Below are 26,918 nucleotides of genomic sequence, written 5' to 3' on the forward strand. Positions count from 1 at the left end.
ATGCGGCGCGCTGCGCGCCCCGCACAGGCTAAAGCCTGTAAGACAAAGAGGCGGGCAATTGCCCGCCTCTTACTACATCACCCACTTGAACACGGCGCGGAACAGCCAGACGAAAAAGCCCAGCGTGACCTTAAGCGCCGCCTTGAGGAACCTACCAAGCCTCTTCATCGACGTCACCCCAATCTTCCTTGACCTTGCGGGCACCATCCTCGGCGCCCTCTTCCTTCTCTTGCGCGAGCAGCCTCGCCAGCTCGTCGGGCACGCCCGGGACCTCCGCCCTCCCCAGCGCGCGCTGCAGCTCCTTTATCTGCGACTTCAGCGGTTTTGAGGGAGGACCCACGTGCTCGCGGTAGCAGGCGCCGATCGCGGCCGCGTCGCACAGGTATCCCCGCACCCGGGCGAACGCCTCGTCGCCGTCGAGCAGGACGCGCCGGGCTCGCCCGAGCTCGGCCTCCGAGGCAAGCATGAAGCGCCATCCGCGGGACCTGCGTGCGGCCGGGATGCCGTCCGCGGGCGCGTCGGCGCGCCAGTCGTCGCGCACCTGGTGCCAGTTCGCCGTGAGCCAAAGCCCCTTCTCGGGCACCTCACGCATCTCGAGCTCGAACTCCGTGAGCATGTTCGCGCCGGAGAACGGCGACCCCTCCGTGAACGAGAGCGTGTCGAACAGCGTCGTCCTGCCGCCCTCGTACTCTATCCTCACCATCATCTCCGGCCCCTCTCCCTGCGCTGGTCCTGCTGGGCCCGCTGCCGCTCGGCGGCGAGGATGCGCTGCTGCTCGTCCTCATGCCGGCTGCCGCGCTGGTTGTCGCCGGCTTCGCCGCGCTTGTCGCCGTTCCCGTAGCGGGTCTTGAGGGGCATGAGGCCGTTCTCCGCTATGTAGGCTCGCGCAGCCTCGAGGCGGCGGTACCCCTCGCCGCCCGCCTGGCCGCGGCGCTCGAGCGTCGCCATCCTGAGACCGAACTCCTCGATCGACTCGACGTCGAACTTCGCGCAGGTCTCGAGCGCCGAGGAGAGCCTGCTCAGCTCCGAGAGGTCGTTGAGCTCGAGGGCCCGCTCGGCGGCCTCGCGGATGCGCGCGGTGCTCGCGTCCGTGGGGCGGTAGGCGCCTTCGCGCTCGAACCGCCGGCGGAGCATCTCCTTGCCGTAGACGAACCCCAGGCGCTCGCCGCTGACCTTCTTGGACGGCTCCTCTGCCAGGCTGAACACCCAGTCGTCCCGCCTCGCCTTGGCCGAGTTGTCGGCGACGTGCACGCCCAGGGCGTCGAGGATGCCGAGGAACTCCGCCTCGTCGCGCGCCGTGGTCTTGGCGAGCGCGACGCGGGCGCGGATGTCGCCGACCCACGAGTAGCCGCCAGAGCGCATGATCTCCTTCTCGGCACGGCCCAGGTAGACGCTCCTGCGACTCCTGGGCCCGCCCGCGCCGGCGCGCCCTCGCGCCTTCGACGGCGATTCTGGCGCCCGGTCGTTGGAGAGGCCCGACAGCCCGCGCTCGCGGGCCATGTCCTGAAGGTCTCGGTTGAGGTCCTCGGGGTGCTGGGTCTGCATGCGGTAGCCCGTGCGGAGGTTCGCGTTGTTCACTACGATGTGCGCGTGGGGTATGCCGCGGGCGTTGTCGTCGTGGTAGACGATGGCGATCTCGTGGTCGCCGAAGTGCTTGAGCGCCCACGAGCACGCGAGCTCGCGCAGCGCAGCCAGGTCGATGTCGTCGCCGGGGTCCGGCGAGAGCACGAAGTGCTTGAACGTGCGCGCGGGCTTTCCCCTCCAGGGTGCGTCCGTGCCGAAGGCGGCGCGAGTGGCGTCCATCTCGGCGTCCCAGGCGCAGGCCTCCTTGGCCTCGTCTCCCAGCGCGCCGGCGTCGCGCTCGTCGTAGCTCAGGTTGAACAGGTCGCGCGCGAGGGCGCGGCCTCCCTTCTCGAGGTAGCGGCGGATGCCTCCGGTCGCGCCGTGGCCGCTTATCGGCTTCAGGATCGGCATGGCGACCCCTCCACGAGCGAGTCGGCTCCGATGCGCCCGAGCTCGGCCGCCATCTCGCGGGCCGCGGCGTTCACGTCGGCGAGCTCGCGCTCGATCGTAGGGACGCTCTCCGCCACGAGGTCGCGGTCGACGCGCCCATGGCGGGCGTGGAAGTTGATGAGGTTCATCGCGTGCACGGCCTGGTTGTAGTGGTAGCCCCACTTCGTGAGCTCGCGCGACATCGCCCACAGGGCCCTGCGGTCCACGAGTATGCGGTGCTCGTCTCCCGCGTTGGCCTCCGTCGACAACGGTATGCGCACGAGGTAACGCAGGTACTCCGACTTGCTGAGGCCGGCGCGCTCGCACCGCTCGCAGAGCGCGTCGTAGTCGCCTCCCTCCATGCGGAACGTGACGCGGCGCTCCTTGCCTTTGGCGACGCCGGCTTCCTCTTCCATGGCGGATTCCTTTCCTCGGGCCCGCCGCGCGGCGGGCGCGTCTCTCTAGGGGCGCGGGGGATCCCCCGCAGGCGGCGGCCCGGCTCGGGCGCCGCCTCTGGGACCGGGCCTCGCGTAAGCGGGCTCCCCAACGGCCCGCGGCATGACGGGTCCGAGGCCGCCCGGTCCCCAAGTGCTATGGACGCCCGACGCGATGTCGGACGCCATAGGCTACTTGCTGGATTTCGGGCCTGGGGCCCTTCTGCGGCGCTTTCGGGCATCGGTGCCCGCATCCGCGTACGGCGCGGTCATGATCGCCATCTCGCGCAGCAGCGAGAGGTCGGCCGCGCTCGGGCTCTCGGGCGGGCTCTCGAGGAAGTCGGCGACGAGCCTCGCGGCCTTCGCGATGCGCCCGTCGGGGCCTGGCTGTGCCTTCCCCTCGCTCCTCACGTAGTCGGAGAGCTCGCGCTTGGTGCGCCGCCAGGGCTCCATGGCGGCGTGCATCTCCGCCTGGCGCTCCTTCGGCATGCCCGCGAGCGAGCGCACCGCCTCGGCGCTGAGGTTGCCGCGGTCTGCCTCGGCGGCCCACTCGGGCGAGAGGTCCTCGGCGATGCGGCGGGCAAGCCTCTCCTCGCGCGCGATGGTCTTGCCGGAGACCTTGCGGCCCGTCTGCCGCTCGATGATGGCGGCCTTCACGTCGTCGACGCGCATGCCGGAAAGCGACGGGTCCTCGGAGCGCAGGCGCACGGCGTCGCCCCTGAGCGCCTCGGTCGCGGCGGCGCGCTCGGTCACGGTGAGCGCGCGGGTGAAGTAGTTCGCGGCGTGGAGCAGCGTCACCGCCCTCTCGTCGTCGATGCCCTCTATCACGCGGCAGGGCATCCTCTCGTAGGCGGGGTCGTCCTTGGCGAGCAGGGCGTAGGCGGCCTTGCGGCGGTGCCCGGAGACCATCTGCCACGAGCCGTCTCCGACCTTGCGCACCAGCGGCAGGTCGGTGAGTCCGTCGGCGCGTATGGACTCGGCGAGCTCGGCTATGCCGGCCGGGTCCATGGAGTACGCGGCGTTCGCCGGGTGGTCGGCGATGTCTGCCACCGCGATCTCGGACACCGGGTAGCGCCCGCGGGTGCGCGACGCGCCGTCGAGCAGCCCCGTGATGGTGAAGCCCGCGGCCACCTGGCTAGGCGAGCTCACGGGACACCTCGTCGGCGAGAGCCTCGTAGTCGCGCGCGGGGCGGCTCCCCGGCTCGAAGGCGGCCACCGGCTTCCACTGCCAGCTGCCCTCGCAGACCTTGCTGCTCGCGTGGATTACCGTCTCGAACTGCTCGCCCGGGAAGAACCCGTCGAGCACGGCCGCGCCCGTGGCCTCGGCGTTGGTCATGCGGCCGGGAACGCAGGTGCGCAGTATCTTCCATCTGGGCGTGGGCATGCGCAGGGCGTCGGCGATGGAGCGCGTCGCCTCGACGGTGAGCGCCGTGCCGCGCATCACGGTGGAGTCGAGCTTCACGGGGATGACGACCATGCCGCCCTCCGCCGCGGCGAGGTAGGCGTTGAAGGCGAGCCTGCGCATCACGGGGCTGCAGTCGATGAGGCAGGCATCGTAGGAGCCCGAGGCGTCGTCGAGGGCGAACTTGAGTCGCTGCTCGCGCAGGAGCATCTCGTTCTGGTCGACGAGGTCGATGGTCGAGGCCACCACGTCGAGGCCCTCCCCGGCGGCGTAGGCGACCTCCTCCACGGGCGCGCCGCCGTAGAGCAGCTCGACCGAGGTGCGCCGCTCGGATGCGGCCCGGTCGTAGAGGCCGAAGAAGTCGGTGGCAGACGCCTGCGGGTCGAGGTCGACGAGCAGGGTCCGAAGGCCCCGGGCGGCGAAGATCGCCGCCAGGTTCACGGCGGTCGTCGTCTTGCCGACGCCTCCCTTGTAGTTGGAAATGGCTATCGTGCGCATGGGTCGCGTCCTCTCTAGCGTGGGGCGCGCCTCGCCGCATCCGGTCCGGCGCGCCCCGAGTCTCGGAGCGTCGGGACAAAACCGTACGGATTTGTCCGACAAGCGGAGTGTACCACGAAAACGTACGAATATGTACGCTTTCGTGGTACAGGGGCCGGATTCGGGGAAACCCGGCCCCGGGGGCCCGGGGCCGGGCGCGCCGCCTAGGAGAGCGGCTCCATCTCGCCGAAGCAGTTGACGTGGTGGCGCAGGAGCGCTCGGTTCTCCTTGACGACCATCATCGCCACCTCGTCGAAGCGGACCGGGGTGTCGGCGTAGTCGTCGCCGTTGCCGGCGAGCCACGTCGCCGCCAGCGCCTCGCGCATCCCGCGCGCCCTGTGGGCCTCGGGGAATCCGTCCGTCCCGATGCGGACCGTGGCGTCGACGAACACCAGGGTCCCGTCCTCGTCCACCGCCACGAGGTCGATCCCGCCGATGCCCTCGGGCCCCTGCCAGGCCTCGTCGACGATCTCGTAGCCCTTGCGCTCGAGGAAGGCCTTGACCGCGCCCATCGCCTTTTCCTTCATGTCGTTCATGTCTTGCTCCTTAGACTCTGAGGCCCGCCCCTGTGGCGTGCCTTGCGCCGCGTGAGTCGCATGCAGCGCGGGCGCGCCGGCAAGGGAGGAAGCGAAGTCGGGCATAGAAATAGAAGTCTCCCGACGGCAGTTTTTCGCGTTGTTCGCGCGCGGAGCGCATGGGGCGAAGAACTCGAAAAAGTGTCGCGGCCCTTGCTGGCCGCCTGCCGGCGTGCGACCCTGCGCGTCCAAGGAGCGCCGGGGCGGGTTTCGGATCGGAGGGGCGGAGGCGTGCGGCATGGAATCGGACATGGGCGCCGGGGCTTCCGGACATGGGATGCGATCTGTCGGCGATTGCTGGGGCGCTCGCGAGGGTTACGTCGGGACGTCGCGTGGAGGACGGAGGCGCGTTTCCGAGTCGCGGCGCCGCTACCCTAATCGGGACGGCCTCTCCCGTGCCGCTCACGGTCGATATGCTCACGGGGCCGCTGGCGGCGAGGCGGCTCTCCATGCGGAACGGCTACGGTGCTGCGCAGCACGTCCGTCGGAAGAAGGAGGACGGCTGTTGACGGGCATCAACGAGAAGGACGAGCGTCGCGAGCTGCTCGACGCGGTGGCAGATGCGGGAAGGCTGGCGAGGGGGCTGGACCAGCTGCTCGAGTCCATGGCGCACGCCGACCAGCTGGACCCTCTCGACGTCGAGGGCATACTGGCCCTGAGGTCGATAAGCGAGAGATGCGCCGAGCGCATCGAGGACGCCGCGCGCATCCTGGAGGCTGCAGAACGAGGTCTTTTATGCCGAACTCTCAACGCCGCCCGTCGAAAAGGAACGCTCCGCTCTCGGCGGGGAAGCCGCCGCGTTGCCCGCCCCGCCTCTTCGATTCTGGCAGGCGCCCGGAATTGGGGCGCCCTTGGTCAGCTTAGCCCGTTGATGGTCTCCTCGAGCTCCACCATGTAGGTGACTATCTCATCGATGCTCGGGTAGCTGCCGAACAGCATCGGCCTCATCGAGGCGTAATCGGCCGCCAGCTCGTCGAGCCTGCCCTTTGGAGGGGCGAGCCTGAGCGTGCCGGGCCTCGCATCGGCCAGCTTGGCCCACGGCGTGCGGTAGAACTTCTCTTTGAACCTGACGACCTGTTCGAGGAGGCCAGGCTGCGCCACGGCGCGGCCGAGCACGAACGAGTGGCCGAGGCGGTACATGTCGTAGTAATGGCGGGAGTAGCGCCTGGGCATAGCCTTGCCCTCGGGCCTGTTGGCCTCCTGGTGCAGTATGGTGGCCTTCTCCCAGAACGTGCGCTCGGGACTCGCGGTGCGCACCGTGGTCGACAGCTCGGGCCCGAACGGAACCACGTCCGCCGCGTACGGGGCTATCGCCGCCTCCTCGGAGGGCGACCATGCCGCCATGGGTCCTATCTCCAGCTTGATGGTGTCGAGCGTGCCCGCCGACTCATAGGAGCGCGGATAGTCGAAGTACACGGTCTCCTCCTCGGCCCCGCACCTGACGGACGCTTCGGTGCCGAGGGACTCGGAGAGCGTGGCCCTGAGCTTCGGGACGAAGGCGTCGGCCAGGAAGGCGTTCGCGCGCTCGATGCTGTCGGCCCTGAACCGCTCCTGCGCCGAGTTGCTGCGCGGCTCCCACGGTTCGTCCTCGCCGTAGCCCAGGAGTCGCCAATCGAGTATGAGGTCGATGTCCTCCGAGAAGCGCTCGATGAGCCCGAAAGCCTTCGACAGGCTCGTGCCGCCCTTGAACACCATGGACTCGGCGAAGCCGCTTCTGTGGAAAAGGTGGTCCAAGGTGTAGCACACCCAGAAGTCCTTCTCGACGACGGCCGGTGCAAGCGCCATCCTCTGCGCGGCGGCCTCGAAGACCAGCCTGCGCTCGCCGGTCGAGGCCCTAGCGATCCTGTCCATGTTTCGCCTCCCATATCTTCTTCGCGGCGTCGGCAACCCAGGAGGTGAGCCCCGCCGACTCTTCCAGGAACGCGCCGACCTGCCCTTCCGTGAGGTTGCGCGCGAGCGTTCTGATTTCCTCGTCGCCCACGTTCTCGCGTCCGAGCGCCTTGAGGGCCTGCACGATGGTACAGGTGATCTGCGAGCAGTCGAGCAGGTCGCGGTTGGCGCGGTGCCGGAGCTCGATATCGTACGGCCCGTACTCGTAGCGCTTGTACGGGCCGCTGCTGACGTAGACGAGCTTTGCGGGCACCTGCGTGTCGAGGCCCAGCGCATTGAGCGCCGCGTCGCCGGACGGTGCGACGACCCACTTGTTGGCACGGGCGACGGCGCGCACGACCTCGTCGGCGCTGGCCGGCACCTCGGTGCCCATGAGCGCGCTGCGCTCCGGCGCGTAGTAGACGCCGCGGATGGCGCGGGCGATCCCTCCCTTTGCATGCAAGCGCCCGAGCGCGTTGGCGGCATTGCGTCGGCCTGCGACGTCGGAGAAGTCGGCGGCTGTGAAGGCCCTGCCGGCGCCGAAGCTCTCTATGCGCTTAGCGATGGCCTCTGCTTCTGTCATAGCGTTCCTCCTTTTTGATGAAAATAGTATATACCTTTTTCATCAAATTGCCTCTGATTGCCTTGGTCGCCCACGCATTGCGCCTGCGGCCCCTCGCCGCGCCGGCACGCGCGCGTGCGCCCGGAAGCGGTTGCGCCTCCCGATCGCGGCCCGGGATTAGCATCGAGACATCCCGAAGAAATCGTCGCCGGGCCCCTTCTCGCGCTTTGCGCGCCTTCCGGGCGGCGGTGCCTCGCCGAACCCGTTGAAGATCTCCATGACCAGGGCGAGCTGCCTTTGGAGGTCCGCATCAAGCTCATCGGCGTCGCACACGGCGAGGAGCCGCTCCGCCAGGCTCTTCATGGAGTCGCGCAGCGCCCGTTGCGTCCGCGACGACGGTCTTACCGTTATCTCGGTCCCGGTCAGCCTCGCCATGATGTAGTCCTGCCTGCTCATGCCGCTCCAGGCGGCCATGTTGGCGATCAGCTCGTACTCCTCCGGGGTGCAGCGGAACGCCATCGTCTTGCTGCGCTTGCGGGCGCTGTTCTCGCACGGCATCCTATTCGCCCCTCAGCTCGGAGAGCGCGTCGGCGATCTGCGCGCGCTTGGCGGGGAAAAGGTGCGCGTAGCGGTATGTGATGTCGATGGCCTCGTGCCCCACGCGCTCGGCGATGTCGAGGGCGGAGAAGCCCATGTCGATGAGCAGGCTCACGTGGCTGTGGCGAAGGTCGTGGATGCGTATCCGCTTGACGCCCGACGCCTTGCAGCCGCGGTCCATCTCGTGCACGAGGAAGTGCTTCGTGAAGCCGAAGAGCCGCTCGTCGGGCGCCACGTCATCGCGCATCTCGATGAACTCCGCCATCTCGTCGCGGAGGAACGCGGGCATCTTGATCGTGCGCACCGATTTGCGCGTCTTCGGCTTCGTGACCACGTCCTCGCCGCGCAGGCGCTGGTAGGACTTGTTTATGCGCAGCTCCGACGTCTCCATCAGGAAGTCCGAGGGCGTGAGCGCCATGAGCTCGCCGCAGCGTATGCCCATCCAGTAGAGCACCTCGAAAGCGTAGAAGGCGAGCGGTTTGTCGGAGATGGCCTCCGAGAAGCGGAGGTACTCGTCCTTGGTCCAGAACTGCATCTCGCCGGCCTCCTTGCTGCCCATCTTGTCCACCTTGTGGACGGGGTTCTTCTCCAGGCTGTAGTAGCGCTCGGCGTGGTTGAAGATGGCGTTTAGCTGGTTGTTGATGATCCTCAGGTAAGTGGGCTTGAAGCCGTCGCCGTCCGCCCTTGTTGATCCAGTGAGGGAGTTCTGCCACCTGACGATGTCGACGGGCCGTATGTCGCACATGCGCATGTCGCCGAAGAACGGCAGGAGCTTGCTCTGGATGATGTTCTCCTTGGTGAGCCAGGTGTGCTCGCGGACCCTCGGCCTCGCCTCCGCCTCGTAGACCTTGCAGAAGTCGGCGAAGGTCATGTCCATGGCGTCATCCTTGAGGGCCTTGAAGTTCTTCTCCCACAGAAGCGCCTCGAGCTCGGTCTGGAACCCCTTCTTCGTCTTGTGCCGCTTGGCCCCGCGCGCGTCGCGGTAGTAGAACTGCACGTAGAAGAGCCCCGTCTTCTTGTCCTTATAGGCTGGCATCGTCCACCTCCGGGAAGTAGCGGGCCTCGAACAGGTCGCTGCGGACGCGTCCGCGGATCACCACGCGCCCAAGGGCCTCCTGCTCCTTGTTCATCTGGCGGATGACCTCGTAGGCGCTGCCTTTCTTGATCTTCAGGCGCTCCGCCACCTCGTTGGCGGTGAGCATGCTCGGCCTCGGTGTCTTTGCCACCGGCTGTTCCATCTTGGACCTCCTATCTATCCGTACGTATGCGTACGCTCGTATTCCCGAGAATAATCGTACGTATCTGTACTGTCAATAGAATTGCGTACAAACTCGTACGCTGATAGAATGGTCGCCGACGAAATCTATAGGAGGGCACATGGCGACAGGCGACAACATTCGGCGGCATCGCAAGGCGAAGGGCTTTACGCAGGCCCAGCTCGCCGATGCCGTAGGGCTCACCGAGGGTGCGATCAGGCACTACGAGAGCGGCATCCGCGCGGTTAAGCCCGAGCTGCTCGAGAAGATCGCGAAGGCGCTCGAGGTCTCCGAGGGCGCGCTCAAGGACTACGGCGTCGAGACGTCTCGAGACCTCATGGCCCTGCTGCTGCAGCTTGAGGAGGGCTACGGTTTCGTCCCCAGCGAGGACGGCATGGGCCTGGCGGTCGACCCCAGGGCGCCGCATGCCCCCAAGCTCGCGCAGTCGATCAAAACCTGGGCCGAAAAGCGTGCCGAGCTCGAGCGCGGCGAACTCGACGAGGACGCTTACGCCGGCTGGAAGGCCTCTTTCTGACATCTTCCCAGGTGAATTGACGTTTTCTTGCGAACAGCCTCCGGTTCTCCGGAGGCTGTTCCATTATTCCCGTATGAAATCGGCACCCCTGAAGCCCCGTTCGAGGAATAATTGCGCGCTAAAATACAGCAAGATACACGGCGTTATTCGGCGGCATTCGGGGTTGTCGAAACTGCGGAAACCGATTTCCGCGTTTCTTTATTCCCGTTTGTTGACCTGGGCAAATACAATTGAAAAGGGTTTGAATCCGCCTCGCAGTTTCAACTCAGTTTCGACCGTTCGAAACCGGCCTTCGGGGGACCCGAATTGTGAATTATTCCCGCAGGGCCTAATTATTCCCGTACCGCCGAGTACTCCGCTGTACCGCCCAGTAGGGATAGACGGGAATAATTGGGTCGTTTTCCCAGGTAGAGATACAAAAAGAAAGCCCTCGAACCAGAGGGTTCGAGGGCTGTTATTCCCACTATTTCGCTGGTGGCTTCGTCCTGCGGCGATGCCGAAACAGTATCAGGCGGTACTCGGCAGCACCAAAACGCGAGTTCAGAAGCCAGTTCCCGTTATTCCCACTCGCAAAATGAAACTTAATTCTAAACGCTTTTGTTTGGGGGATTTGATACCATTTGATTTTTCCTGATACCTATTATCCTTATCCTATGGGCTTGCCGAACTTTTGCTATCATTTGGCTATCAAGAAAATGGCTATCAACGGTAAAATTAGATTGGTTTCTCTGGTGGTTTACAACTACATTTTACCACGAAAGACAGGGAAATACAATAACCTTCCTCGCTGTGGTGTATCAAGTGATCTTACTGAACATATGGCGCACCTTGTCCAGGCGGCTGTTTGGACGGCGGGGCTGGATGACTGGCTTGCCGACAGCGGCCTGATACCCTTTCAGTTCTGTAAGGCATACGCTCTGCCCGTTGGTGTAAAAGGCCAGATCAGTACGGTATGCCTGTATACAGCGGGCGGGAATCTCGCCAGTAAAGACAACTTCATCCTTTTTTACCTGGACCGTTTCGATGGTGGCACAGTATTTCGGTGCATCATGATAAGCCCTGGAAAGATATTCCCGGGGCGCATAGAGGGTGAAGGAGAGATAAGGTTCCAGCAGTTGCGTCCCTGATTCCTTCAATGCCTGTTCCAATACAATCGGGGCCAATGAGCGGAAGTCCGCCGGCGTGCTGACCGGACTGTAATAAAGCCCGTATTCAAAGCAAATCTTACAGTCCGTTACGTTCCAGCCGAACAAGCCCTGCTCCAGCCCGTAACGGATACCATCCCTGACAGCGTTTTGAAAACTCTGGTTCAAGTATCCCAGCGAAACCCGGCTCTCGTATTGTACACCGGAGCCAAGCGGGAGTGGTGTAACAGACAGTCCGATGGATGCCCAAAACGGGTTGGGCGGCACCTCGATATGGATGGTGTGGCTGGCTGCTTTGAGCGGCCGCTCCATATAAATGACGGTGGGTTCCTTTACCACTGTTTCAAGCTTGTATTTTTCCGACAGCAAAGCGGAAACAACCTCCAACTGCACCCGGCCCAAAAAAGAAAGAATGATCTCATGGGTGATGGAATCCACCTCGCAGCGCAAAAGCGGGTCAGTATCCGCAAGTTGCGTAAGAGCGTCCAGCAGCCGTTCTCTTTGCGCTGCCGTTTTCGGCGCAATCGACGTCCGCAGCATGGGGAGGGGGTCCTCACGCCACCTTTTACGAGGGAGCCGGGTTGGGTCCCCTAATACATCGTTTAACCTCACGCTGTCGCTGGGAAGGATAACAATTTCACCCGGATAAGCGGTGTCTGTCCGAACAATTTCCCCTTTGGATGGAATACGCATCTCTGTGATTTTCAGCTTTTCTCTCCCGGCCAGAGCCACCGTATCCCGCAGGCGCAGCGTTCCGCTGTATAGCCGCAAATAGATGAGCCGCTGGCCACAATCTGTATACTCCACCTTGAAAACGCTGCCGCATAGGGCGTCGCTCCCCTGTTCCCCAATCGGTTGGAACAGCCCTGTCACCGCATCCATCAACGGTTGAATGCCAAGGCCCTTTTTGGCGCTGCCATGATAGACCGGGAACAGGGAGGCGTCTTGAACCCGCCGCTGTTCCTCCTGCGCAAGTTCTTCCCGGCTGATTGGTTCTCCTGCGATATACTTTTCCAATAATTCATCGTTATTTTCGATGACCGCATCCCATGCTTCTATGTCGGTATTTTCCTCCAGGACTATTTCCGGGGACAGCGACACCGTCTGCTTGATGATAATATCGGCGGAGAGCTTATCCCGAACAGACTGATACACGCCCTGCAAATCAACGCCAGCCTGGTCGATCTTATTGATAAAGATAACGGTGGGAATGTCCATTTTCCGCAGGGCATGGAACAGAATACGGGTCTGGGCCTGCACACCATCTTTAGCGGAGATCACCAAGATGGCCCCATCTAAAACAGCCAAAGAGCGGTACACCTCCGCCAAAAAATCCATGTGGCCGGGCGTATCCACAATGTTGACTTTACATCTGTGCCACTGGAAGGAAGTGACTGCCGCTTGAATGGTAATCCCACGCTGCCGCTCCAAAAACATGGTGTCCGTCCTCGTTGTCCCTTTTTCGACGCTCCCCGGTTCTGAAATGGCTCCGCTGGCATATAGCAGGCTCTCCGTCAAGGTCGTCTTTCCAGCGTCTACATGGGCAAGAATTCCAATATTGATTATTTTCATGTGATTGTCCTCCCTTTACTGCCCCGAAGGGCATAAAAATCCCCAGCAGTAAAATACTTTTACCACTGGGGATGATAATTTGCGGACATACACATATGCAGCATACACCTGTTTGTGAGTGCTGTTTTTGGGGATATGTCAAAATTGATAAGGCAAAAGTATTCTTAAATTGGGTACAAAAAACTAAGCTCCTACAAAAGGGACTATCATAATCCTTTGTTCCCACTATTTGATTATAGTTTTATTTAAGAATACCTTGCCGCATATTTTTTACTCCTTTTCTGGACTTGAATTATTATATCACATCAGTTTTAGGAAAACAAGTATCTAAAAGAAATTTTTCTTCCCCTTATATGTAACAATCATACCGGCTTCCTAACGTTCAGAATGGTTTCTACTGTCTGCTGCGGTGTTTGGTTGGAATTGTCCAGCCAAAAGCCGATCCGTGGTGTTGTCTGCATTTTACTAAATACAAATTCAATGTATACAGAAAGAAATATATAAGGAGTGGGAGGGATTCCGCCGTAGTCGGCATTGTAGGAAAATCCAAAAGTTTAGATTTTCTCAAAATGCTTATCTTTTGGTCTTTGGTTCGGAATAGTGTAGTGCTGGCGGTCTATCTATTGTTTTCGGTTGCTTGCTTCTTTACCGTACATGAGCATTTAAGCACGGGTGATATTGTGCTTGATTTTTTCTCAGGCTCAGCATCGACCGCCCATGCCATGTTCCTGCAGGAGCTCGGAAAAGATGATCGCTATCAGTTTATCCTTGTCCAGCTTCCAGAGCCTTGTGACCCGAAACGCGACGCCTACAAGGACGGGTATGAGACTCTCTGCGACATAGGCGAAGGACGCATTCGCCGCGCAGGCGACAAAATCAAAACCGAGCTCGAGGAATCCAACCGTCAACTCAAGCTTGGCGAGGGACCCAAGCAGCTTCCCGACATCGGCTTCCGTGTGTTCGAGCTCGATGAGTCCGGCATTGAGAAGCCCGAGCCCGGTCAGCTCCTCTTCGACGTGGTCAAGCCCGATCGCTCCGATATGGATATCGTCTTCGAGATGATGCTCAAATGGGGCCTCGAGCTCACGCTGCCCGTCGAGAAGTCTGAAGCCGCGGGCTATCCCATCTGGTCCGTCGCTTGCGACGAGCTCGTCTGCTGCATGTCCCGAGGCCTCACCATTGAGGCGCTCGAGGCCATCGCCGACATGGAGCCCAGGCGCGTTCTCATCCTCGATTCCGTCCTCGACGACACCCTCAAGCTCAACGCCGTGCAGATCTTCAAGCACGCCGGCGAGCGCATGGGCTGTGAGATCGAATTGAGGACGGTCTAGCATGGCGGCGCTCGAGTTCAAGTTCTCATCCGACCAGCAGCACCAGCTGGAGGCCATCGAAGCAACCTGCGACCTGTTCCGCGGACAACAATTTATTGGCAGCGTATTCTCCGCCGATTCCGGCCGCAAAGGCCAGACGGCAATCGGCGAGCTCATGGTCGGCCACGGCAACGAGCTTCGCGTGGCGCCGGGCCAGCTCCTCGACAACCTGCACGCCGTGCAGGAGGAGGGCTGCCTCCCGGCAACCGACGTCCTCACCGATGGGCGCCTGCGAGACTTCACCGTCGAGATGGAGACCGGCACCGGCAAGACCTACGTCTACATCCGCTCCATCTACGAGCTAAACCGCCGCTACGGCATCACCAAGTTCGTTATCGTCGTGCCGAGCGTGGCCATCCGCGAGGGCGTCCTCAAGAGCCTCCAGACCACCCGCAGGCACTTCGAGACGCTCTACGACCGCACGCCGCTCGACTACTTCGTGTACGACTCGAAGGACATGGGGCCGGTGGGTAACTTCGCCACGTCGAGCTCCATCCAGGTCATGGTCATCAACATCGACGCGTTCAACAAGGGCCTCGAGAAGGATGGCACCGCGAAGGAGGGCAACCTCTTCCACCGTCCCAGCGAGAAGCTCACCGGCGGCTTCAGCCCTCGAGAGCTCGTGAGCGCCTGCAAGCCCGTCGTCATCATCGACGAGCCCCAGAGCGTCGACAACACCAAGCAGGCCAAGGCCGCCATCAAGAGCCTGAACCCGCTGTTCGTGCTGCGCTACTCGGCCACGCACAAGCAGGCCTACAACATGATCTACCGCCTCACGCCGGTCGACGCCTTCGAGCGCCACCTGGTGAAGGGCATCTGCGTGGACTCGATCAAGGCCGAGGCGAACCTCAACGGCGCGTACGTGAGGCTCGAGTCCGTCAAGTCCGACCCGTTCTCCGCCAAGGTGTCCATCGACGTGCGCCAGGCCGACGGCACGCAGAAGCGCAAGGCCGTCACGGTGAAGACCGGCAACGACCTCTACCAGAAGAGCGGCGAGAACAGCGACTACGAGAGCGGCTGGGTGGTCAACAACATCGGCGCCGCAGTGGGCGACGAGTTCATAGAGTTCCAGAACGGCGAGGTGCTCGAGCTCGGCGAGGCGCTGGGCGACGTCAACGAGGAGGTCGTCAAGCGCGCGCAGATCCGCCGCACCATCGAGGACCACCTGGCCCGCCAGTTCGAGCTGTGGCCGCGCGGCGTGAAGGTGCTCTCGCTCTTCTTCATCGACCGCGTCGACCGATACCGCGTCTACGAGCCCGAAGTCCACGGCGGCCTGTACGCCCTGATGTTTGAGGAGGAGTACGCAGGTGCCCTGAACTCGAAGGCGCCTCGTCGCATCGCAAAGGCGGCGGGGATCGGCAAGGGCACGTGGCTCGAGTGCTACGAAGCCGTCGGCGCCCCGCTGGTGCGCGACCCCCACGCCGTGCACCAGGGATACTTCGCCAAGGACAAGAAGGGCAAGTTCAAGGACTCCAAGGGAGCCGCCGGCACCGCCGACGACGCCGGGGCCTTCGAGCTCATCATGCAGAAGAAGGAGACGCTCATCTCCTTCCCGGACGGCAAGGACGCGGACAAGGACGTCTCTTTCGTCTTCAGCCACTCCGCGCTCAAGGAGGGCTGGGACAACCCCAACGTGTTCCAGATCTGCACGCTCGTCGAGACAAAGGACAACCTGACCAAGCGCCAGAAGATCGGCCGCGGTCTGCGCCTGTGCGTGAACCAGGATGGCGAGCGCCTGTACGACCCAGAGGCGAACGTGCTCACCGTCATCGCGAACGAGAGCTACGACGACTTCGCCAACGGCCTGCAGAAGGAGCTTGAGGCTGAGGACTTCAAGTTCGGCGTCATCACTCCGGAGAGCTTCACGAAGGTCACGGTCAAGGGCGATGATGGCGTCGAGGAGCGCCTGGGCTACGAGAAGTCCAAGCAGGTCTACGACCACCTCGTCGCGACCGGCATGGTCGACGACAAGGGCGCGGTGACGCCCGAGCTGAAGGCGGCCGCCGAGGAGGGCAAGGTCGAGCTCCCCGCCGAGCTCGAGCCTGCCAAGGAGCAGGTCGAGGCGATCATCATCCACAAGTCCCAGAGGGTCCAGATCCGTGACAAGGCCAAGGAGGTCTCGGTCGAGCTGCAGAAGGACGTCACGCTCGACCCTGCGTTCCAGGCCCTGTGGGACCGCATCCGCCAGCGCACGCGCTTCCAGGTCGAGGTCGACTCCGGCAAGCTCATCGAACATGCCATCGAAGCTGTCGACGGCATGCTCGCCGTGCGCCCGCCCCAGGTGACGAGCGAGCGTGCCTCGCTGGGCATCGACGACGCGGGCGTGAGCGCCGAGGGCACGGGCACCTCCGTGGTGTCCGTTTCGGGAAAGGTGAAATACGACCTTCCCGACCCGATCGCAGAGCTGCAGGACGCCGTCGGGCTCACCCGCGGCACCATCAAGGCGATCCTCGAGGGCTGCAGCCGCCTCGACGAGTTCGAGATCGACCCCGCGACCTTCCTCGCGCAGGTCGGCGACAAGATCAACCGCGTGAAGAACGACCTCATCGCCCAGGGCATCAAGTACGTGCGCCTTCCCGAGGACGAGTGGTACACCATGCGCGACCTCGAGCTTGACGACTACACGGCCTACCTTGGGCAGAACGCGTGGAAGCCGGACATGACGAGCAAGAGCCTGTACAACTACGTGGTCTACGACTCGGCGGGGGTCGAGCGCTCCTTTGCCGAGGCTCTAGACAAGCAGGAGGAGGTTCTCGTGTTCGCGAAATTGCCCTCGGCGTTCAAGATCGACACGCCGCTCGGCAGTTACAACCCCGACTGGGCGTACGTCGAGGAGGCCGACGGCGAGCGCCGCGTGTACTTCGTGACCGAGACCAAGGGCGGCAAGAACGGCGAGCCCGCCCTGCGCGACGCGGAGAAGATCAAGATCGGCTGCGCCAAGAAGCACTTCGAGGCGCTGGACCTCGGAAACGACTTCCATTACAACGTGCGCACGACCTACCAATACGAGGCGGTGAAGGCTTAGGATGTCGAAGCTGCCCGGAAAGATGACGCGAAAGCAGCACTGGGTGCCGCGGTTCTACCTGCGCCATTTCGCGGATTCCTCCGGGCAGCTTCATGCCTACAGCAGACAGAAGGGCTCCTTCTTCCGCACGAATTGCGAGAACCTTTGCAGCATGCGCGATCTTTATGAGGTCGAGCATGCCGATGCGACAGGCGATGCGACAGACAGATTCTATGCGCAGAACCTCATCGAGGTTAAGCTATCTGAGCTCGAGAGCCGCATCGCGCCGCTTTACGATCGCTTTTTGGAACGCCAGAAAGAAGACCAGTGCGAAGACGAAGGGTATTCTGATGGGAAAGCCGCCGTTTGCGAGCTGGCAGCAAATATCATCGTCCGGCACCCTATCAGTATGCGCGTCGACAAGAAATGGTCACGCGAGACTGCCGAAGAGCTGCTCAGAAACGTTCATCTGACACCCTATGAGCTCGGCTTGCTCGATTGGTCGGATTGGCGCGGGGATTCCCAAGCGGTGGTCGAGCTTGCCGCCGCCGCAACCATGCTCTTCTCCAACGATGATATTGTGCCAGTTAACCGTATTCGAAAGGCTTTTTTTGAGAAGAGCTTCTCCATCCTTAGGGCACCCGTCGGCTCAGGGTTCGTTACGACGTCGATGCCTATGTTCATCATCGGGCCCGAGGACGACTCGTACGATTTTCATCTCGCGTATATGCCGTTGAGCAGTGAGTATGCTGCGGTCTTTTCAGATGACCCTCTATTTCCGCCGTTTGCGAGACTCGGTTTTTCGGGCGTCGAGTTCATGAACCGACTTCTTCTGCTTAACTGCGAGCATTGGGATGTCGCCATATCGAGGGGAAGCGGCCCGCTCGAGCACGCGGTACGCGATTGAAGTCAAGCGAACAGTGCCGAATTCATGCACGAGATGTTCACGCGCGACGGCAGGGAGCTATCCCTCGACACAGTGATCTACGACCGCTCGAAGAAGAAGGGGCAGACGATGATCGATACCATCGACCGTGGCTGCCTCGAGGGCGGCTGCCTTGATGACGAGGACCTGCGCATCATCTTCGAGCACCTTCTGGGGAGAAGACGGCAAGGACCGGGAACATTAAAGGGTCAAGCAGCGTATTGATAAAATTGACCCCGCCAGCAATAACCGCAAAGGATAGATAGGGCTTTAAGGATGGATGCAGGAAAAGCAACGATAAGCGGCGTGTTCAACGGATCGCGCCTGCTCGAAATACCTTTTTACCAAAGGGCGTACGTCTGGGGAGAAGAGCAATGGGAGCGTTTCCTCGGCGACATGGAGTTCGTCACGGCCTCGAAGCGGCCCTATTTCCTGGGCTCCATCATCCTGAAGCAGGCCTCCTCCGGCAACACCTGGTCCGAGGTCTCCGAGGTTCGCACCGTCATCGACGGCCAGCAGCGACTCACGACCATGGTCATCTTCTTCAAGGCACTCTGTGCAAAAAACGGCACCAACAATTTGTTTGAGCGAGATTTCGTCCTGGAGACCGGCGATGTCGCCTTGCGGCACGGCAAGTACGACCGGCAGGATTTCGAAAAGGTCGTCAGCGCCACGGGCTGCGAACCCCTCGAGGGCTCCTCGGCCATCGTCCTTGCCTACAACTACTTCCTCAAGAATATCGACCCGGAGAAGGTCGACAGGAACACGATCAAGTCGAACGTCCAGTTCGTCTGCATCGATCTTACCGAGGGCGAGGACGAGCAGCAGATATTCGACACCATCAACTCGCTCGGGGTGCGCCTGACGACGGCGGAGCTCCTTAAGAACTACTTCTTCAACCGCGAGAACGAGCAGGCGTTCAAGGAGTGCTGGGAAGACGTCTTCGAGCCCACGGCTGAGAAGAGGGAGTATTGGGAGCAGGAGATCGTTACCGGGCGCATCAAGCGCACGCTCGTCGACCTCTTCTTCGACGCGTTCCTCCAGATTCTGGTCCAGGACAAGAGGCGTGGCGTCACGACCGAGGACAAGCTCTTCTATTCGCGTACTTCGAACCTCTTCCAGTCCTACAAGGATTTCATCGGCAGGTACTGCAACGGCGACAAGGTCGAGATTCTCGACAACATGAAGGCGTATGCCGAGGCGTTCGAGTCCACGTTCGACCCTGGCTACTGCGACGCGGACATCCCCTCCGCTTCCGGCGTCGAGCGCCTGAACGTGCTGATATTCGGCCTCAAGAACTCGACGCTCATCCCGTACGTGCTCTACGTTCGAAAGAACGCGGAGTCTTCGAGCGAGGAATCTAAGATCTACGCCCTGCTTGAGAGCTACATCGTCCGCCGAATGCTGGTTCAGGCGACCACGAAGAACTACAACAGGCTGTTCACCTCGCTGATCTTGAACGAGGTGAAGGACGCGGAGGCGCTGAGGAAGACTCTCGAAGCCAATGACGAGACGACGACGTACATGCCCGGCGACGCCGAGGTTCGAGCGGCATTCGAGGAATCGTGTCTGTACAACCTCCAGTCCAAGGGCGTCCTCTATCTGCTGGAAAGCGCCATTCGTCCGGGCATGAGCAGCACGGCCCTGCTCGGGTTCAACCAGTACACCCTCGAGCACATGATGCCCAAGAAGTGGCGCAACAAATGGGGAGCCCTCGACGATGAGGCTGCCACGCGAAGGGACCGGAAGCTCCTCACGCTCGGCAACCTCGCCATCATCACGCATTCGCTCAACGCCTCCATCCGCGATGCCGATTGGCCCACCAAGAAGCAGGGAAAGGGATACAAGGACGGCCTTGCCCTCTGCGCCGCCGGCCTTGCGACCATGGCCGGCGCCCTAGAGAAGGAGTCTTGGAACGAGGGCGATATCGCCGATCGCGCCGAATGGCTTGCGGACAAGGCGTTGGAGGTCTGGCGCTAGGCCCTACCTGCGTCCCATCTCGAAGATGCTTGCGGTGTCGGAACCCGCATCGATGACGGATGGAACCGGCTCTTCCAAAAACGTAGTTCGTGGCGATGTCTCTTCCGTCGGCGCGTCAAGAGGCTCGCCGAGCGCTAGGAAGAACCTCATCACGTGCTCAATTCTCTGTTGCAGGGACTCGCTCAGCTCGCCGTAGGAGGCCGCCAGCCGCACCTCCTTGGCCAATTCCGCCATCGAGTCCCTCAGTGCCTTCTGCACGCTCACGGAGGGCCTCACCTCGACCTGGGTATCGGTGAGCTTGGCGATGATGTAGTCCTGCCTGTTCATGCCGCTCCAGGCTGCCATCTCGCATATGAGCTTGCGCTCCTCGGGCGTGCAGCGGAACGCCATCGTCTTGCTGCGCTTGCGGGCGCTGTTCTCGCACGGCATCCTTCTTACCCCCTCGCCCCGTCGAGCGCGGCGGCCATCTCGTCCTGCTTCGTGGGGAACAGGTGCGCGTAGCGGTAGGTGATGTCCACCGCCTCGTGGCCCATGCGCTCGGCGATGGCCAGCGCGGAGAAGCCCATCTCTATCAGCAGGCTCACATGGCTGTGGCGTATGTCGTGTATGCGGATGCGCTTCACGCCCGACGCCTTGCACCCGCGCTCCATCTCGTGGGCCAGGAAGTGCTTGGTCACGGCGAACAGGCGCTCGTCGGGGGCGACGTCGTCGCGCATCTCGATGAAGTCCGCCATCTCGTCGCGCAGGAAGGCGGGCATGACGATCGTGCGCACGGACTTGGGCGTCTTGGGGTCGGTCACGGTGTCAACGCCGTTGAGGCTCTGGTACGACTTGTTGATGCGCAGCCGCGAGCTCTCCAGCATGAAGTCGGACGGCGTGAGCGCCAGGAGCTCGCCGCAGCGTATGCCCGTCCAGTAAAGCAGCTCGAAGGCGTGGAACGAGAGAGGCTTGTCCATGACGGCCTCGCTGAACCTCAGGTACTCGTCCTTGGTCCAGAACTGCATCTCGCCGCCCTTCTTCGAGCCTATCTTGTCGACCCTGCGCACCGGGTTGTCGCTGAGGCCGTAGTAGCGCTCGGCGTGGTTGAAGATGGCGTTGAGCTGGTTGTTCACTGTGCGCAGGTACGTCGGCGCCCAGGGCTTCCCGTCGGCGTCCCGGTGCTCGGTGAGCTCGTTTTGCCACCTGATGACGTCGATCGGCCTCACGTCGCACATGCGCATGTCCCCGAAGAACGGCACGAGCTTGTCGTTGATGATGTACTCCTTGGTGATCCACGTGTGCTCGCGTATGCGCGGCTTCACCTCGGAGGCGTACACCTCGACGAACTCGGAGAACGTCATGTCCATGGCCCCGCCGTTAAGGCTCTTGAACTGGCTCTCCCACACTGCGGCCTCCACCTCGGAGGAGAAGCCGCGCTTCGTCTTGTGGCGCTTCGAGCCGCGGGCGTCGCGGTAGTAGCACTGCACGTAGAACGTGCCGTTGCCGTCGTCCTTGTACACGGGCATGTCAGTCCACCTCCGGGAAGTACAGGGCGTCGAAGACGTCGCTTCGAACGCGCCCGCGGATGACCACGCGCCCGCGCGCCTCCTGCTCGGCGTTTATCCTCCTGATCACCTCGTAGGCGCTGCCTTTCTTGATCCTCAGCAGCTCCGCGACCTCGTCGGCGTCCAGCATGTGCGGCCTCGGCGTCTTCGCCACCTTCTCGTCCATGGCTCCTCCAATCAATGGCGTACGGATACGTACGGTTCACAGATTCAGAGTAAACGTACATATCTGTACTGTCAATAGAATTGCGTACATTTGCGTACGCTGATAAGATGTGCTGGTACGTAATTCCAGGAGGAGGGCTCATGTCCGTAGGCGAGAACATAAGGCGGTACCGCAAGTCGCGCGGCATGACGCAGGCGCAGCTCGCCGAGGCGGTCGGCCTGACCGAGGGGGCCGTGCGCCACTACGAGAGCGGCATCCGCGCCGTGAAGCCCGAGCTGCTCGAGTCCATCTCCGCGGCGCTCGGCGTGTCCGTCAACGCCCTCAAGGATTACGGCGTCGAGACCGCGGGCGACCTCATGTCGCTGCTCGTGCGGCTCGAGGACTCCTTCGGCATCGTGCCCGCAGCCGACGGCACGGGCCTCTCCCTGAACCCCAAGGCGCCGCACGCGCCCAAAGCCGCGATGGCGATCGAACTGTGGGCAGAGAAGCGCGCGCAGCTCGAAAACGGCAAGATCGACGCCGACGAATACGAGGACTGGAAAGCCTCGCTGTAGCGGCTCTCCGCATTTCGCAACCAGCGCAACCGAATCAGGACGCCAGGCTAGGCGGCGAGCGCCGCTCGCGCCCGCGCATGTTGAGTTTTTACTCCCCATTGCATGCAAAGGCATTCTCGACGCGCCTGGGGAGTAAATGACGCGGTGGCTTACACGGCGGCACGCGGCGGTACGCCGCGGCAATTCCCCTGATTACTCCCGTTTTCATTGAGGTGGCGAGATTCTTTACTCCCCATTAACCACCTGGGGAAACGCCGTACGGAGAGCGCAAAAATGCCCATTGAGTTCGATTTGAGTTTCGCGGGCCCCGAAACGGTCCCGTTTCGCCTTCGGGGACAAAAACAGCGCGTCTACTCACTCGGGATGAATCCTTACTCCCATTCCTCCGAATGCCGCCCCGTACTTTGCCGTCTTGAAATACGGGGAGTAAATAGCGAAATCGCAGGTGAAAGGGAGTAAAAAGGCAAAGAAAAAGCCTCCGTCCCAACGCGGGAACGGAGGCTTGATTATCGGATTTACTCACCATTGTCGCTGGTGGCTTTGCCGTGACTCTCGTACGAAACGAAACTCAGCAGCACAGTACGGCACTCAAAAATGCAGGTCAGAACCCTGTCAGCCTACTCCCACTCAATCGTCGCGGGCGGCTTGGACGTGATGTCGTAGCACACGCGGTTGGCGCCGGGAACCTCGGCCACGATGCGGCCGGAGATGCGGGCCAGGACGTCGTAGGGCAGCTTGGCCCAGTCGGCGGTCATGGCGTCGCTGGACTCGACGGCGCGCAGGATGATCGGGCGCTGATAGGTGCGCTCGTCGCCCATAACGCCAACGGACTTAATGTCAGGCAGGACCGCGAAATACTGCCAGCAGCTGTGCTCGGAGTTGCGCTCGCCGGTCTGTTCAAACAGACGCTGGTTGTAGGCATCGAGCTCCTCGCGCACGATGGCGTCGGCATTCTTGAGGATCTCGAGCTTCTCCTTGTCGACCGCGCCAATGATGCGGATGGCCAGACCCGGGCCCGGGAAAGGCTGGCGGAACACGATGTGACCCGGCAGGCCAAGTGCCAAACCAAGCGCGCGGACCTCGTCCTTAAAGAAGTGATCGAGCGGCTCAATGAGGTCAAAATGCACGCCCTCGGGGAACGGGATCAGGTTGTGGTGGCTCTTGATGGTGGCCGTCTTGCCGCCCGTCTTGCGAGCACCGGACTCGATGATGTCGGGGTAGATGGTGCCCTGAGCCAGGTACTTGACCGGCTTGCCATCGGTCTCGAGCTGCTGCGCCACGGCGAAGAACTCTTTCCAGAACTGCGTACCGATGATACGGCGCTTCTCCTCGGGCTCGGTCACGCCGGCCAGAAGCTCGGCATAACGGTCCTCGGCGTGGACGTGAATAAAGTCGACGTCAAACTGCTTGGTGAAGACCTCCTCCACCTGCTCGGGCTCGCCCTTGCGCAGCAGGCCGTGGTTGATGAACACGCAGGTCATCTGCTTGCCCACGGCGCGGGCGCCCAGCGCAGCCACGACGGAGGAGTCGACGCCGCCGGACAGGGCCAGAATCACGCGGTCGTCGCCGACCTTCTCGCGGAACTCGGCCGTCATGGTCTCGACCAGGTTGTCCATGCTCCAGTTGGGCTCCAGGCCGCAGATCTCAAACAAGAAGTTGCTCAGCAGCTGCTGACCGTACTCGGAGTGCTTGACCTCGGGGTGGAACTGCGTGGTGAAAATCTTGCGCTCGACGCACTCCATGGCGGCAACCGGGCACACGTCGGTGCTGGCGGTAACGGTAAAGCCCTCGGGCACCTCGGACACGGCGTCGCGGTGGCTCATCCACACGGTCTGCTCCATGGGCGTGGAGTTAAAGAGCTTGGCGCCGGCAGTGCGCGTAATAGTGGCGCGGCCGTACTCGCCCACCTCGGAGTGACCGACCTTGCCGCCGAGCGTCACGGCCGTGATCTGATGGCCGTAGCAAAAGCCCAGGACGGGAAGGCCCAGGTCAAAGATGGCGGGATCGATGGACGGAGCGTCCTCGGCGTACACAGAAGCCGGGCCGCCGGAAAGGATGAGCGCAGAGGCGTTCATCTCGCGAATCTCATCGGCCGAGATGTCGCAGGGAACGATCTCGGAATACACGTTGAGGTCGCGGACGCGACGGGCAATGAGCTGACCGTACTGCGCACCAAAGTCGAGTACGAGGACCTTTGCGGAAGCCTTTTGATCCATGGTTTCCCCCTCTTGTTGGCGGGGAGCCGGTACCCACCCGCGCGAATAAACGAAAACAGCTTTCATAGTGTACACGTTATATGGGGTTTCTCGTTCCTCGCAGCCATCAGCGCACGGCAAACGCACGACCTGGGCCCTATTTGACGGCGATTGAAGTGTTACCAAACGTTACAGATGATGTAATACGTTTGAACATTGGACGCCCTGTGCCACAATACTGCCGAACGACTCCGCCTCTGCGGCGGCAAATACGATAGGAATACCAGCATGAAGCGCATCCTTCTCATCGCCACGGGCGGCACCATCGCATCGACCGAGGACGGCAATGGCCTCTCCCCCGCCCTGACCGGTGAGGAGCTCGCCCAGAGCGTCCCCGAGATCTCGGGCCTCTGCGAGCTCGACGTCGTGCAGCCCATGAACATCGACAGCACCAATATGCGCCCCAGTGACTGGATGCGTATCCGCGACGTCATCGTCGAGGGTTATGCCAACCACGACGGCTTCGTGATTCTGCACGGTACCGACACCATGAGCTACACCGCGGCAGCGCTTTCCTACCTGATTCAGGACAGCCCCAAGCCCATCGTGCTCACCGGCTCGCAAAAGCCCATGGGCAATCCCTTTACCGACGCCAAGCTCAACCTGTACCAGAGCCTGCTCTATGCGCTCGACGAGCACTCGCACGATGTCTCGATTGTGTTTGGCGGCGTCGCCATTGCCGGCACGCGCGCCCGCAAGCAGCGTACCATGAGCTTTAACGCGTTCATTAGCGTCAACTATCCGCCCATTGCCTATATCCGCAACGACCGCATCGTTCGCAACGGACTCCATGGCACTCACCAGAACGAGAACCCGGTTCGTTTCTACGACAGCATCGACCCGCGCGTATTTGTACTCAAGCTTACGCCCGGCGTAAACCCGGGTATCCTGGACGCCCTTGCCGATAGCTACGACGCCGTGATTCTGGAGACCTTTGGCATTGGCGGTATTCCCGAGTTTGGCGAGTCCGGCGAGTCATTCCAGGAGACAATTTTCCGCTGGGTCGATTCGGGCCGCACCGTCGTTATGACCACGCAGGTCCCCGAAGAGGGCCTCGATCTGGGCGTTTATGAGGTCGGCCGTGCCTACGCCGATCATCCGGGCATTCTGCGCGGCGACGATATGACAACCGAGACGCTCGTGGCCAAAACCATGTGGGCACTCGGCCAGTCACGCGATGCCGCCGAGATCCAGCGCCTGTTCTACAGCCAAGTCAACCACGACCGCATCCCGATGGCGTAATCCCTAAGGCAGTTCCACTTATCGCAGCCTCAAACGACAGGTGGTCCCCCTCGGGCCGTGCAAAAATCGGAGTATTCTGCAATTTCTCCGCCGGAGGCGCAGAATCGGCTGATTGTTAGACAAACTTTTAGGACGAACGGGCCGTCTAGTAAATATTTATTCCTCATTTTTATTTATCGCGTGGATTAACTACTATTAAAAAGGCAACGCCAGCCGCTCGGGCTACCATCTACGGCCGAACAGGTGCTGAATACTCGCGATTTTGCACATCGCAACCAGGGGGACCCGCCCAAAGAGCGTCAAATACAGCGGGGGAACGCCCTATTCGATACCCTCGAGAAGCTCTGACACCGTCATGCCAAGGGCGGGCGCGATCTTAAATAGAACCTTGAGCGTGAAATTTGCCGTCCCATCTTCGATTCGGTCGAGGTAGGGTCGGCTGATTCCTGTCGCCACACAAAAATCAACCTTGGAGATACCAAGGTCCCTGCGTGTCTCTTCGACCCGCCTGCCAAGAATCTGTTTAGCACGTTCGTCCATGCAGACGAGTTTGAAATGGAGCCGAACATAAACGTAAACTATAGTTTACGTTTTGCCGAATACACAGGAGTTTTCTATGTCGGGTTCTTCGGTCCGCATGTACCGAGCCACGCTTCGCACAAACAGCGCACCGCCCAAGCTCGTCGTCGTTGAAGCCGAATGCCTTTCGCCCGATGAGCGCACAGCATTTGCATTGCTATCAAGTCGCGTCGCCGCCGTTCTGGTCCCTTGCCCGGCGCAAGGTGAACTTGCCATCCAATGCCAAACGCACAGCTGCCCGCTCAATCAGGCTGCCGTAATCGCAACCAGCCAACGCGGCCTGCCGCTCCTTCTAGAAGCCGGCATCGCACTCGCCCTTCGTGGCGCCGGATACGAAAACGAGACCGCCGCCGACATGGTCTTTAAACCACGATCGAGCGGCGGCCTCGCAGCAGCCATTGAATATATGTGCAGACTCGTTGCCTAAAAGGACAAGCTAGAAACCAAGGCCAAAGCCCGTTCCGGTAATCGCCGAGTACATAAAGTAAACGTTGATCACGTTGAGGAACACACCCGTGATGCAGCCGTTTCGCAGGTAGCGCTCGCACACGATGCGCGCCATGGCGGCGGAGTCATCATTGTTTTTAGCCTGGCGTCCTGCCGTAAAGTACGTCGCCACGCTTAGCAGCAGGTTGAGCACCGGCAGTGCCAGCAGCTCGTAGCTCTTGCCCCAGCGCGTCGCCTCGCCGGCGGCATTAAACTTTGTTGCCACCTCGGGACCAATGTTGGGGATAACACACGCTGCAACCACCAGCGGAATCACCGCAAGTACGAGTAACGCAATACCCATGTAGCCAGCTTTTTTGCCGTATTTAAACATATG

The 26,918-nt window shown here is 61.8% G+C and carries 28 protein-coding genes; 10 read left to right on the forward strand and 18 right to left on the reverse strand.

Annotated elements, in window-relative coordinates; all coding sequences use genetic code 11:
• Positions 1 to 151 precede the first annotated feature (151 nt).
• From DXD16_RS04130 to DXD16_RS04155, 6 genes are all read right to left on the reverse strand, one after another.
• Entirely contained in the window at positions 152 to 706 is a 555-nt protein-coding gene (locus tag DXD16_RS04130; protein WP_075279302.1) for a hypothetical protein, read from the reverse strand.
• Positions 703 to 1,974 carry a relaxase/mobilization nuclease domain-containing protein gene (locus DXD16_RS04135; RefSeq protein WP_117205493.1) on the reverse strand — a complete coding sequence of 424 codons (1,272 nt, stop codon included), beginning with the start codon at positions 1,972 to 1,974 and terminating at the stop codon, positions 703 to 705. The genes DXD16_RS04130 and DXD16_RS04135 overlap by 4 nt, the downstream gene beginning before the upstream one ends.
• Positions 1,962 to 2,408, reverse strand: coding sequence for a CopG family transcriptional regulator (locus DXD16_RS04140; RefSeq protein ID WP_117205494.1), 447 nt, complete (start codon positions 2,406 to 2,408; stop codon positions 1,962 to 1,964). Before DXD16_RS04140 ends, DXD16_RS04135 begins: the two co-directional genes overlap by 13 nt.
• A 210-nt stretch (positions 2,409 to 2,618) precedes the next feature.
• Entirely contained in the window at positions 2,619 to 3,575 is a 957-nt protein-coding gene (locus DXD16_RS04145) for a ParB/RepB/Spo0J family partition protein (protein ID WP_117205495.1), read from the reverse strand.
• Positions 3,562 to 4,326 (reverse strand): ParA family protein, encoded by a 765-nt coding sequence (locus tag DXD16_RS04150; RefSeq protein WP_117205496.1) that lies wholly within the window; start codon positions 4,324 to 4,326, stop codon positions 3,562 to 3,564. Before DXD16_RS04150 ends, DXD16_RS04145 begins: the two co-directional genes overlap by 14 nt.
• A gap of 203 nt (positions 4,327 to 4,529) precedes the next feature.
• A complete protein-coding gene (locus DXD16_RS04155) occupies positions 4,530 to 4,901 on the reverse strand; it encodes a YraN family protein (protein ID WP_117205497.1) in 372 nt (123 codons plus the stop codon).
• A gap of 544 nt (positions 4,902 to 5,445) precedes the next feature.
• Here DXD16_RS04155 and DXD16_RS10350 point away from each other — a divergent pair.
• On the forward strand, positions 5,446 to 5,838 hold the full coding sequence (locus DXD16_RS10350) for a hypothetical protein (protein WP_198666433.1): 393 nt from the start codon (positions 5,446 to 5,448) through the stop codon (positions 5,836 to 5,838).
• Here DXD16_RS10350 and DXD16_RS04170 read toward each other — a convergent pair.
• The 5 genes from DXD16_RS04170 to DXD16_RS04190 all read right to left on the reverse strand — a co-directional run bounded on the left by DXD16_RS04170 (position 5,796) and on the right by DXD16_RS04190 (position 9,206).
• The gene (locus DXD16_RS04170) at positions 5,796 to 6,791 is read right to left on the reverse strand and encodes a nucleotidyl transferase AbiEii/AbiGii toxin family protein (RefSeq protein WP_117205498.1); all 996 of its coding nucleotides are present in this window, start codon (positions 6,789 to 6,791) and stop codon (positions 5,796 to 5,798) included. The two genes, DXD16_RS10350 and DXD16_RS04170, sit on opposite strands and share 43 nt — an antisense overlap.
• The gene (locus DXD16_RS04175) at positions 6,775 to 7,392 is read right to left on the reverse strand and encodes a DUF6088 family protein (RefSeq protein ID WP_117205499.1); all 618 of its coding nucleotides are present in this window, start codon (positions 7,390 to 7,392) and stop codon (positions 6,775 to 6,777) included. Before DXD16_RS04175 ends, DXD16_RS04170 begins: the two co-directional genes overlap by 17 nt.
• A gap of 156 nt (positions 7,393 to 7,548) precedes the next feature.
• Positions 7,549 to 7,929: a hypothetical protein gene (locus tag DXD16_RS10355; RefSeq protein ID WP_199408096.1), complete on the reverse strand. Its 381-nt coding sequence runs from the start codon at positions 7,927 to 7,929 to the stop codon at positions 7,549 to 7,551.
• 1 nt (position 7,930) lies between these two features.
• Positions 7,931 to 9,004 carry a site-specific integrase gene (locus DXD16_RS04185; protein ID WP_117205501.1) on the reverse strand — a complete coding sequence of 358 codons (1,074 nt, stop codon included), beginning with the start codon at positions 9,002 to 9,004 and terminating at the stop codon, positions 7,931 to 7,933.
• Positions 8,991 to 9,206, reverse strand: coding sequence for a hypothetical protein (locus DXD16_RS04190; RefSeq protein WP_117205502.1), 216 nt, complete (start codon positions 9,204 to 9,206; stop codon positions 8,991 to 8,993). Before DXD16_RS04190 ends, DXD16_RS04185 begins: the two co-directional genes overlap by 14 nt.
• A 139-nt stretch (positions 9,207 to 9,345) precedes the next feature.
• Between DXD16_RS04190 and DXD16_RS04195 the strand changes: the two genes are divergently transcribed.
• Positions 9,346 to 9,759: a helix-turn-helix domain-containing protein gene (locus DXD16_RS04195; protein ID WP_117205503.1), complete on the forward strand. Its 414-nt coding sequence runs from the start codon at positions 9,346 to 9,348 to the stop codon at positions 9,757 to 9,759.
• 797 nt (positions 9,760 to 10,556) lie between these two features.
• Here DXD16_RS04195 and tet(W) read toward each other — a convergent pair.
• Positions 10,557 to 12,476 carry a tetracycline resistance ribosomal protection protein Tet(W) gene (gene tet(W), locus DXD16_RS04200; protein WP_117655219.1) on the reverse strand — a complete coding sequence of 640 codons (1,920 nt, stop codon included), beginning with the start codon at positions 12,474 to 12,476 and terminating at the stop codon, positions 10,557 to 10,559.
• A gap of 680 nt (positions 12,477 to 13,156) precedes the next feature.
• On the opposite strand from tet(W), the gene DXD16_RS04210 reads away from it, so the two are divergent.
• Genes DXD16_RS04210 through DXD16_RS04230 form a run of 5 tightly spaced genes read left to right on the forward strand, consistent with a single transcriptional unit; the run spans position 13,157 to position 19,755 of the window.
• Positions 13,157 to 13,807: a hypothetical protein gene (locus tag DXD16_RS04210; RefSeq protein WP_199408098.1), complete on the forward strand. Its 651-nt coding sequence runs from the start codon at positions 13,157 to 13,159 to the stop codon at positions 13,805 to 13,807.
• 1 nt (position 13,808) lies between these two features.
• The gene (locus DXD16_RS04215; protein WP_033499421.1) at positions 13,809 to 16,871 is read left to right on the forward strand and encodes a type III restriction-modification system endonuclease; all 3,063 of its coding nucleotides are present in this window, start codon (positions 13,809 to 13,811) and stop codon (positions 16,869 to 16,871) included.
• A 1-nt stretch (position 16,872) separates the two neighbouring features.
• A complete protein-coding gene (locus tag DXD16_RS04220; RefSeq protein ID WP_022349656.1) occupies positions 16,873 to 17,757 on the forward strand; it encodes a DUF4238 domain-containing protein in 885 nt (294 codons plus the stop codon).
• Between the two features lie 24 nt (positions 17,758 to 17,781).
• Positions 17,782 to 18,000: a hypothetical protein gene (locus tag DXD16_RS04225; protein ID WP_022349657.1), complete on the forward strand. Its 219-nt coding sequence runs from the start codon at positions 17,782 to 17,784 to the stop codon at positions 17,998 to 18,000.
• Between the two features lie 51 nt (positions 18,001 to 18,051).
• Complete coding sequence (locus tag DXD16_RS04230; RefSeq protein ID WP_117655220.1) at positions 18,052 to 19,755, forward strand: DUF262 domain-containing protein; 1,704 nt, start codon at positions 18,052 to 18,054, stop codon at positions 19,753 to 19,755.
• Between the two features lie 3 nt (positions 19,756 to 19,758).
• Here the strand turns inward: DXD16_RS04230 and DXD16_RS04235 are convergent, their stop codons facing one another.
• Genes DXD16_RS04235 through DXD16_RS04245 form a run of 3 tightly spaced genes read right to left on the reverse strand, consistent with a single transcriptional unit; the run spans position 19,759 to position 21,465 of the window.
• A complete protein-coding gene (locus tag DXD16_RS04235) occupies positions 19,759 to 20,184 on the reverse strand; it encodes a hypothetical protein (RefSeq protein ID WP_022349659.1) in 426 nt (141 codons plus the stop codon).
• A 5-nt stretch (positions 20,185 to 20,189) separates the two neighbouring features.
• Complete coding sequence (locus DXD16_RS04240; protein ID WP_022349660.1) at positions 20,190 to 21,260, reverse strand: site-specific integrase; 1,071 nt, start codon at positions 21,258 to 21,260, stop codon at positions 20,190 to 20,192.
• A gap of 1 nt (position 21,261) precedes the next feature.
• Positions 21,262 to 21,465: a hypothetical protein gene (locus DXD16_RS04245; protein WP_042433219.1), complete on the reverse strand. Its 204-nt coding sequence runs from the start codon at positions 21,463 to 21,465 to the stop codon at positions 21,262 to 21,264.
• Positions 21,466 to 21,572: 107 nt separating this feature from the next.
• Here DXD16_RS04245 and DXD16_RS04250 point away from each other — a divergent pair, with 107 nt between their 5' ends.
• Positions 21,573 to 22,019 carry a helix-turn-helix domain-containing protein gene (locus tag DXD16_RS04250; RefSeq protein ID WP_233502603.1) on the forward strand — a complete coding sequence of 149 codons (447 nt, stop codon included), beginning with the start codon at positions 21,573 to 21,575 and terminating at the stop codon, positions 22,017 to 22,019.
• Positions 22,020 to 22,636: 617 nt separating this feature from the next.
• Here DXD16_RS04250 and guaA read toward each other — a convergent pair.
• Positions 22,637 to 24,235: a glutamine-hydrolyzing GMP synthase gene (guaA, locus tag DXD16_RS04255; RefSeq protein ID WP_035136929.1), complete on the reverse strand. Its 1,599-nt coding sequence runs from the start codon at positions 24,233 to 24,235 to the stop codon at positions 22,637 to 22,639.
• A 267-nt stretch (positions 24,236 to 24,502) separates the two neighbouring features.
• Here guaA and DXD16_RS04260 point away from each other — a divergent pair, with 267 nt between their 5' ends.
• On the forward strand, positions 24,503 to 25,516 hold the full coding sequence (locus tag DXD16_RS04260) for an asparaginase (protein ID WP_117655221.1): 1,014 nt from the start codon (positions 24,503 to 24,505) through the stop codon (positions 25,514 to 25,516).
• A 321-nt stretch (positions 25,517 to 25,837) separates the two neighbouring features.
• Here DXD16_RS04260 and DXD16_RS10550 read toward each other — a convergent pair whose 3' ends face one another.
• The gene (locus tag DXD16_RS10550) at positions 25,838 to 26,056 is read right to left on the reverse strand and encodes a helix-turn-helix domain-containing protein (protein WP_035136926.1); all 219 of its coding nucleotides are present in this window, start codon (positions 26,054 to 26,056) and stop codon (positions 25,838 to 25,840) included.
• A 76-nt stretch (positions 26,057 to 26,132) separates the two neighbouring features.
• Here DXD16_RS10550 and DXD16_RS04270 point away from each other — a divergent pair, with 76 nt between their 5' ends.
• Entirely contained in the window at positions 26,133 to 26,522 is a 390-nt protein-coding gene (locus tag DXD16_RS04270) for a hypothetical protein (RefSeq protein ID WP_117640122.1), read from the forward strand.
• 9 nt (positions 26,523 to 26,531) lie between these two features.
• Here the strand turns inward: DXD16_RS04270 and DXD16_RS04275 are convergent, their stop codons facing one another.
• The gene (locus DXD16_RS04275; protein WP_099432711.1) at positions 26,532 to 26,915 is read right to left on the reverse strand and encodes a DUF1648 domain-containing protein; all 384 of its coding nucleotides are present in this window, start codon (positions 26,913 to 26,915) and stop codon (positions 26,532 to 26,534) included.
• Between the last annotated feature and the right edge of the window lie 3 nt (positions 26,916 to 26,918).

The sequence above is a fragment of the Collinsella sp. TF11-5AC genome (assembly GCF_003436775.1).
Classification (GTDB): Bacteria; Actinomycetota; Coriobacteriia; order Coriobacteriales; family Coriobacteriaceae; genus Collinsella.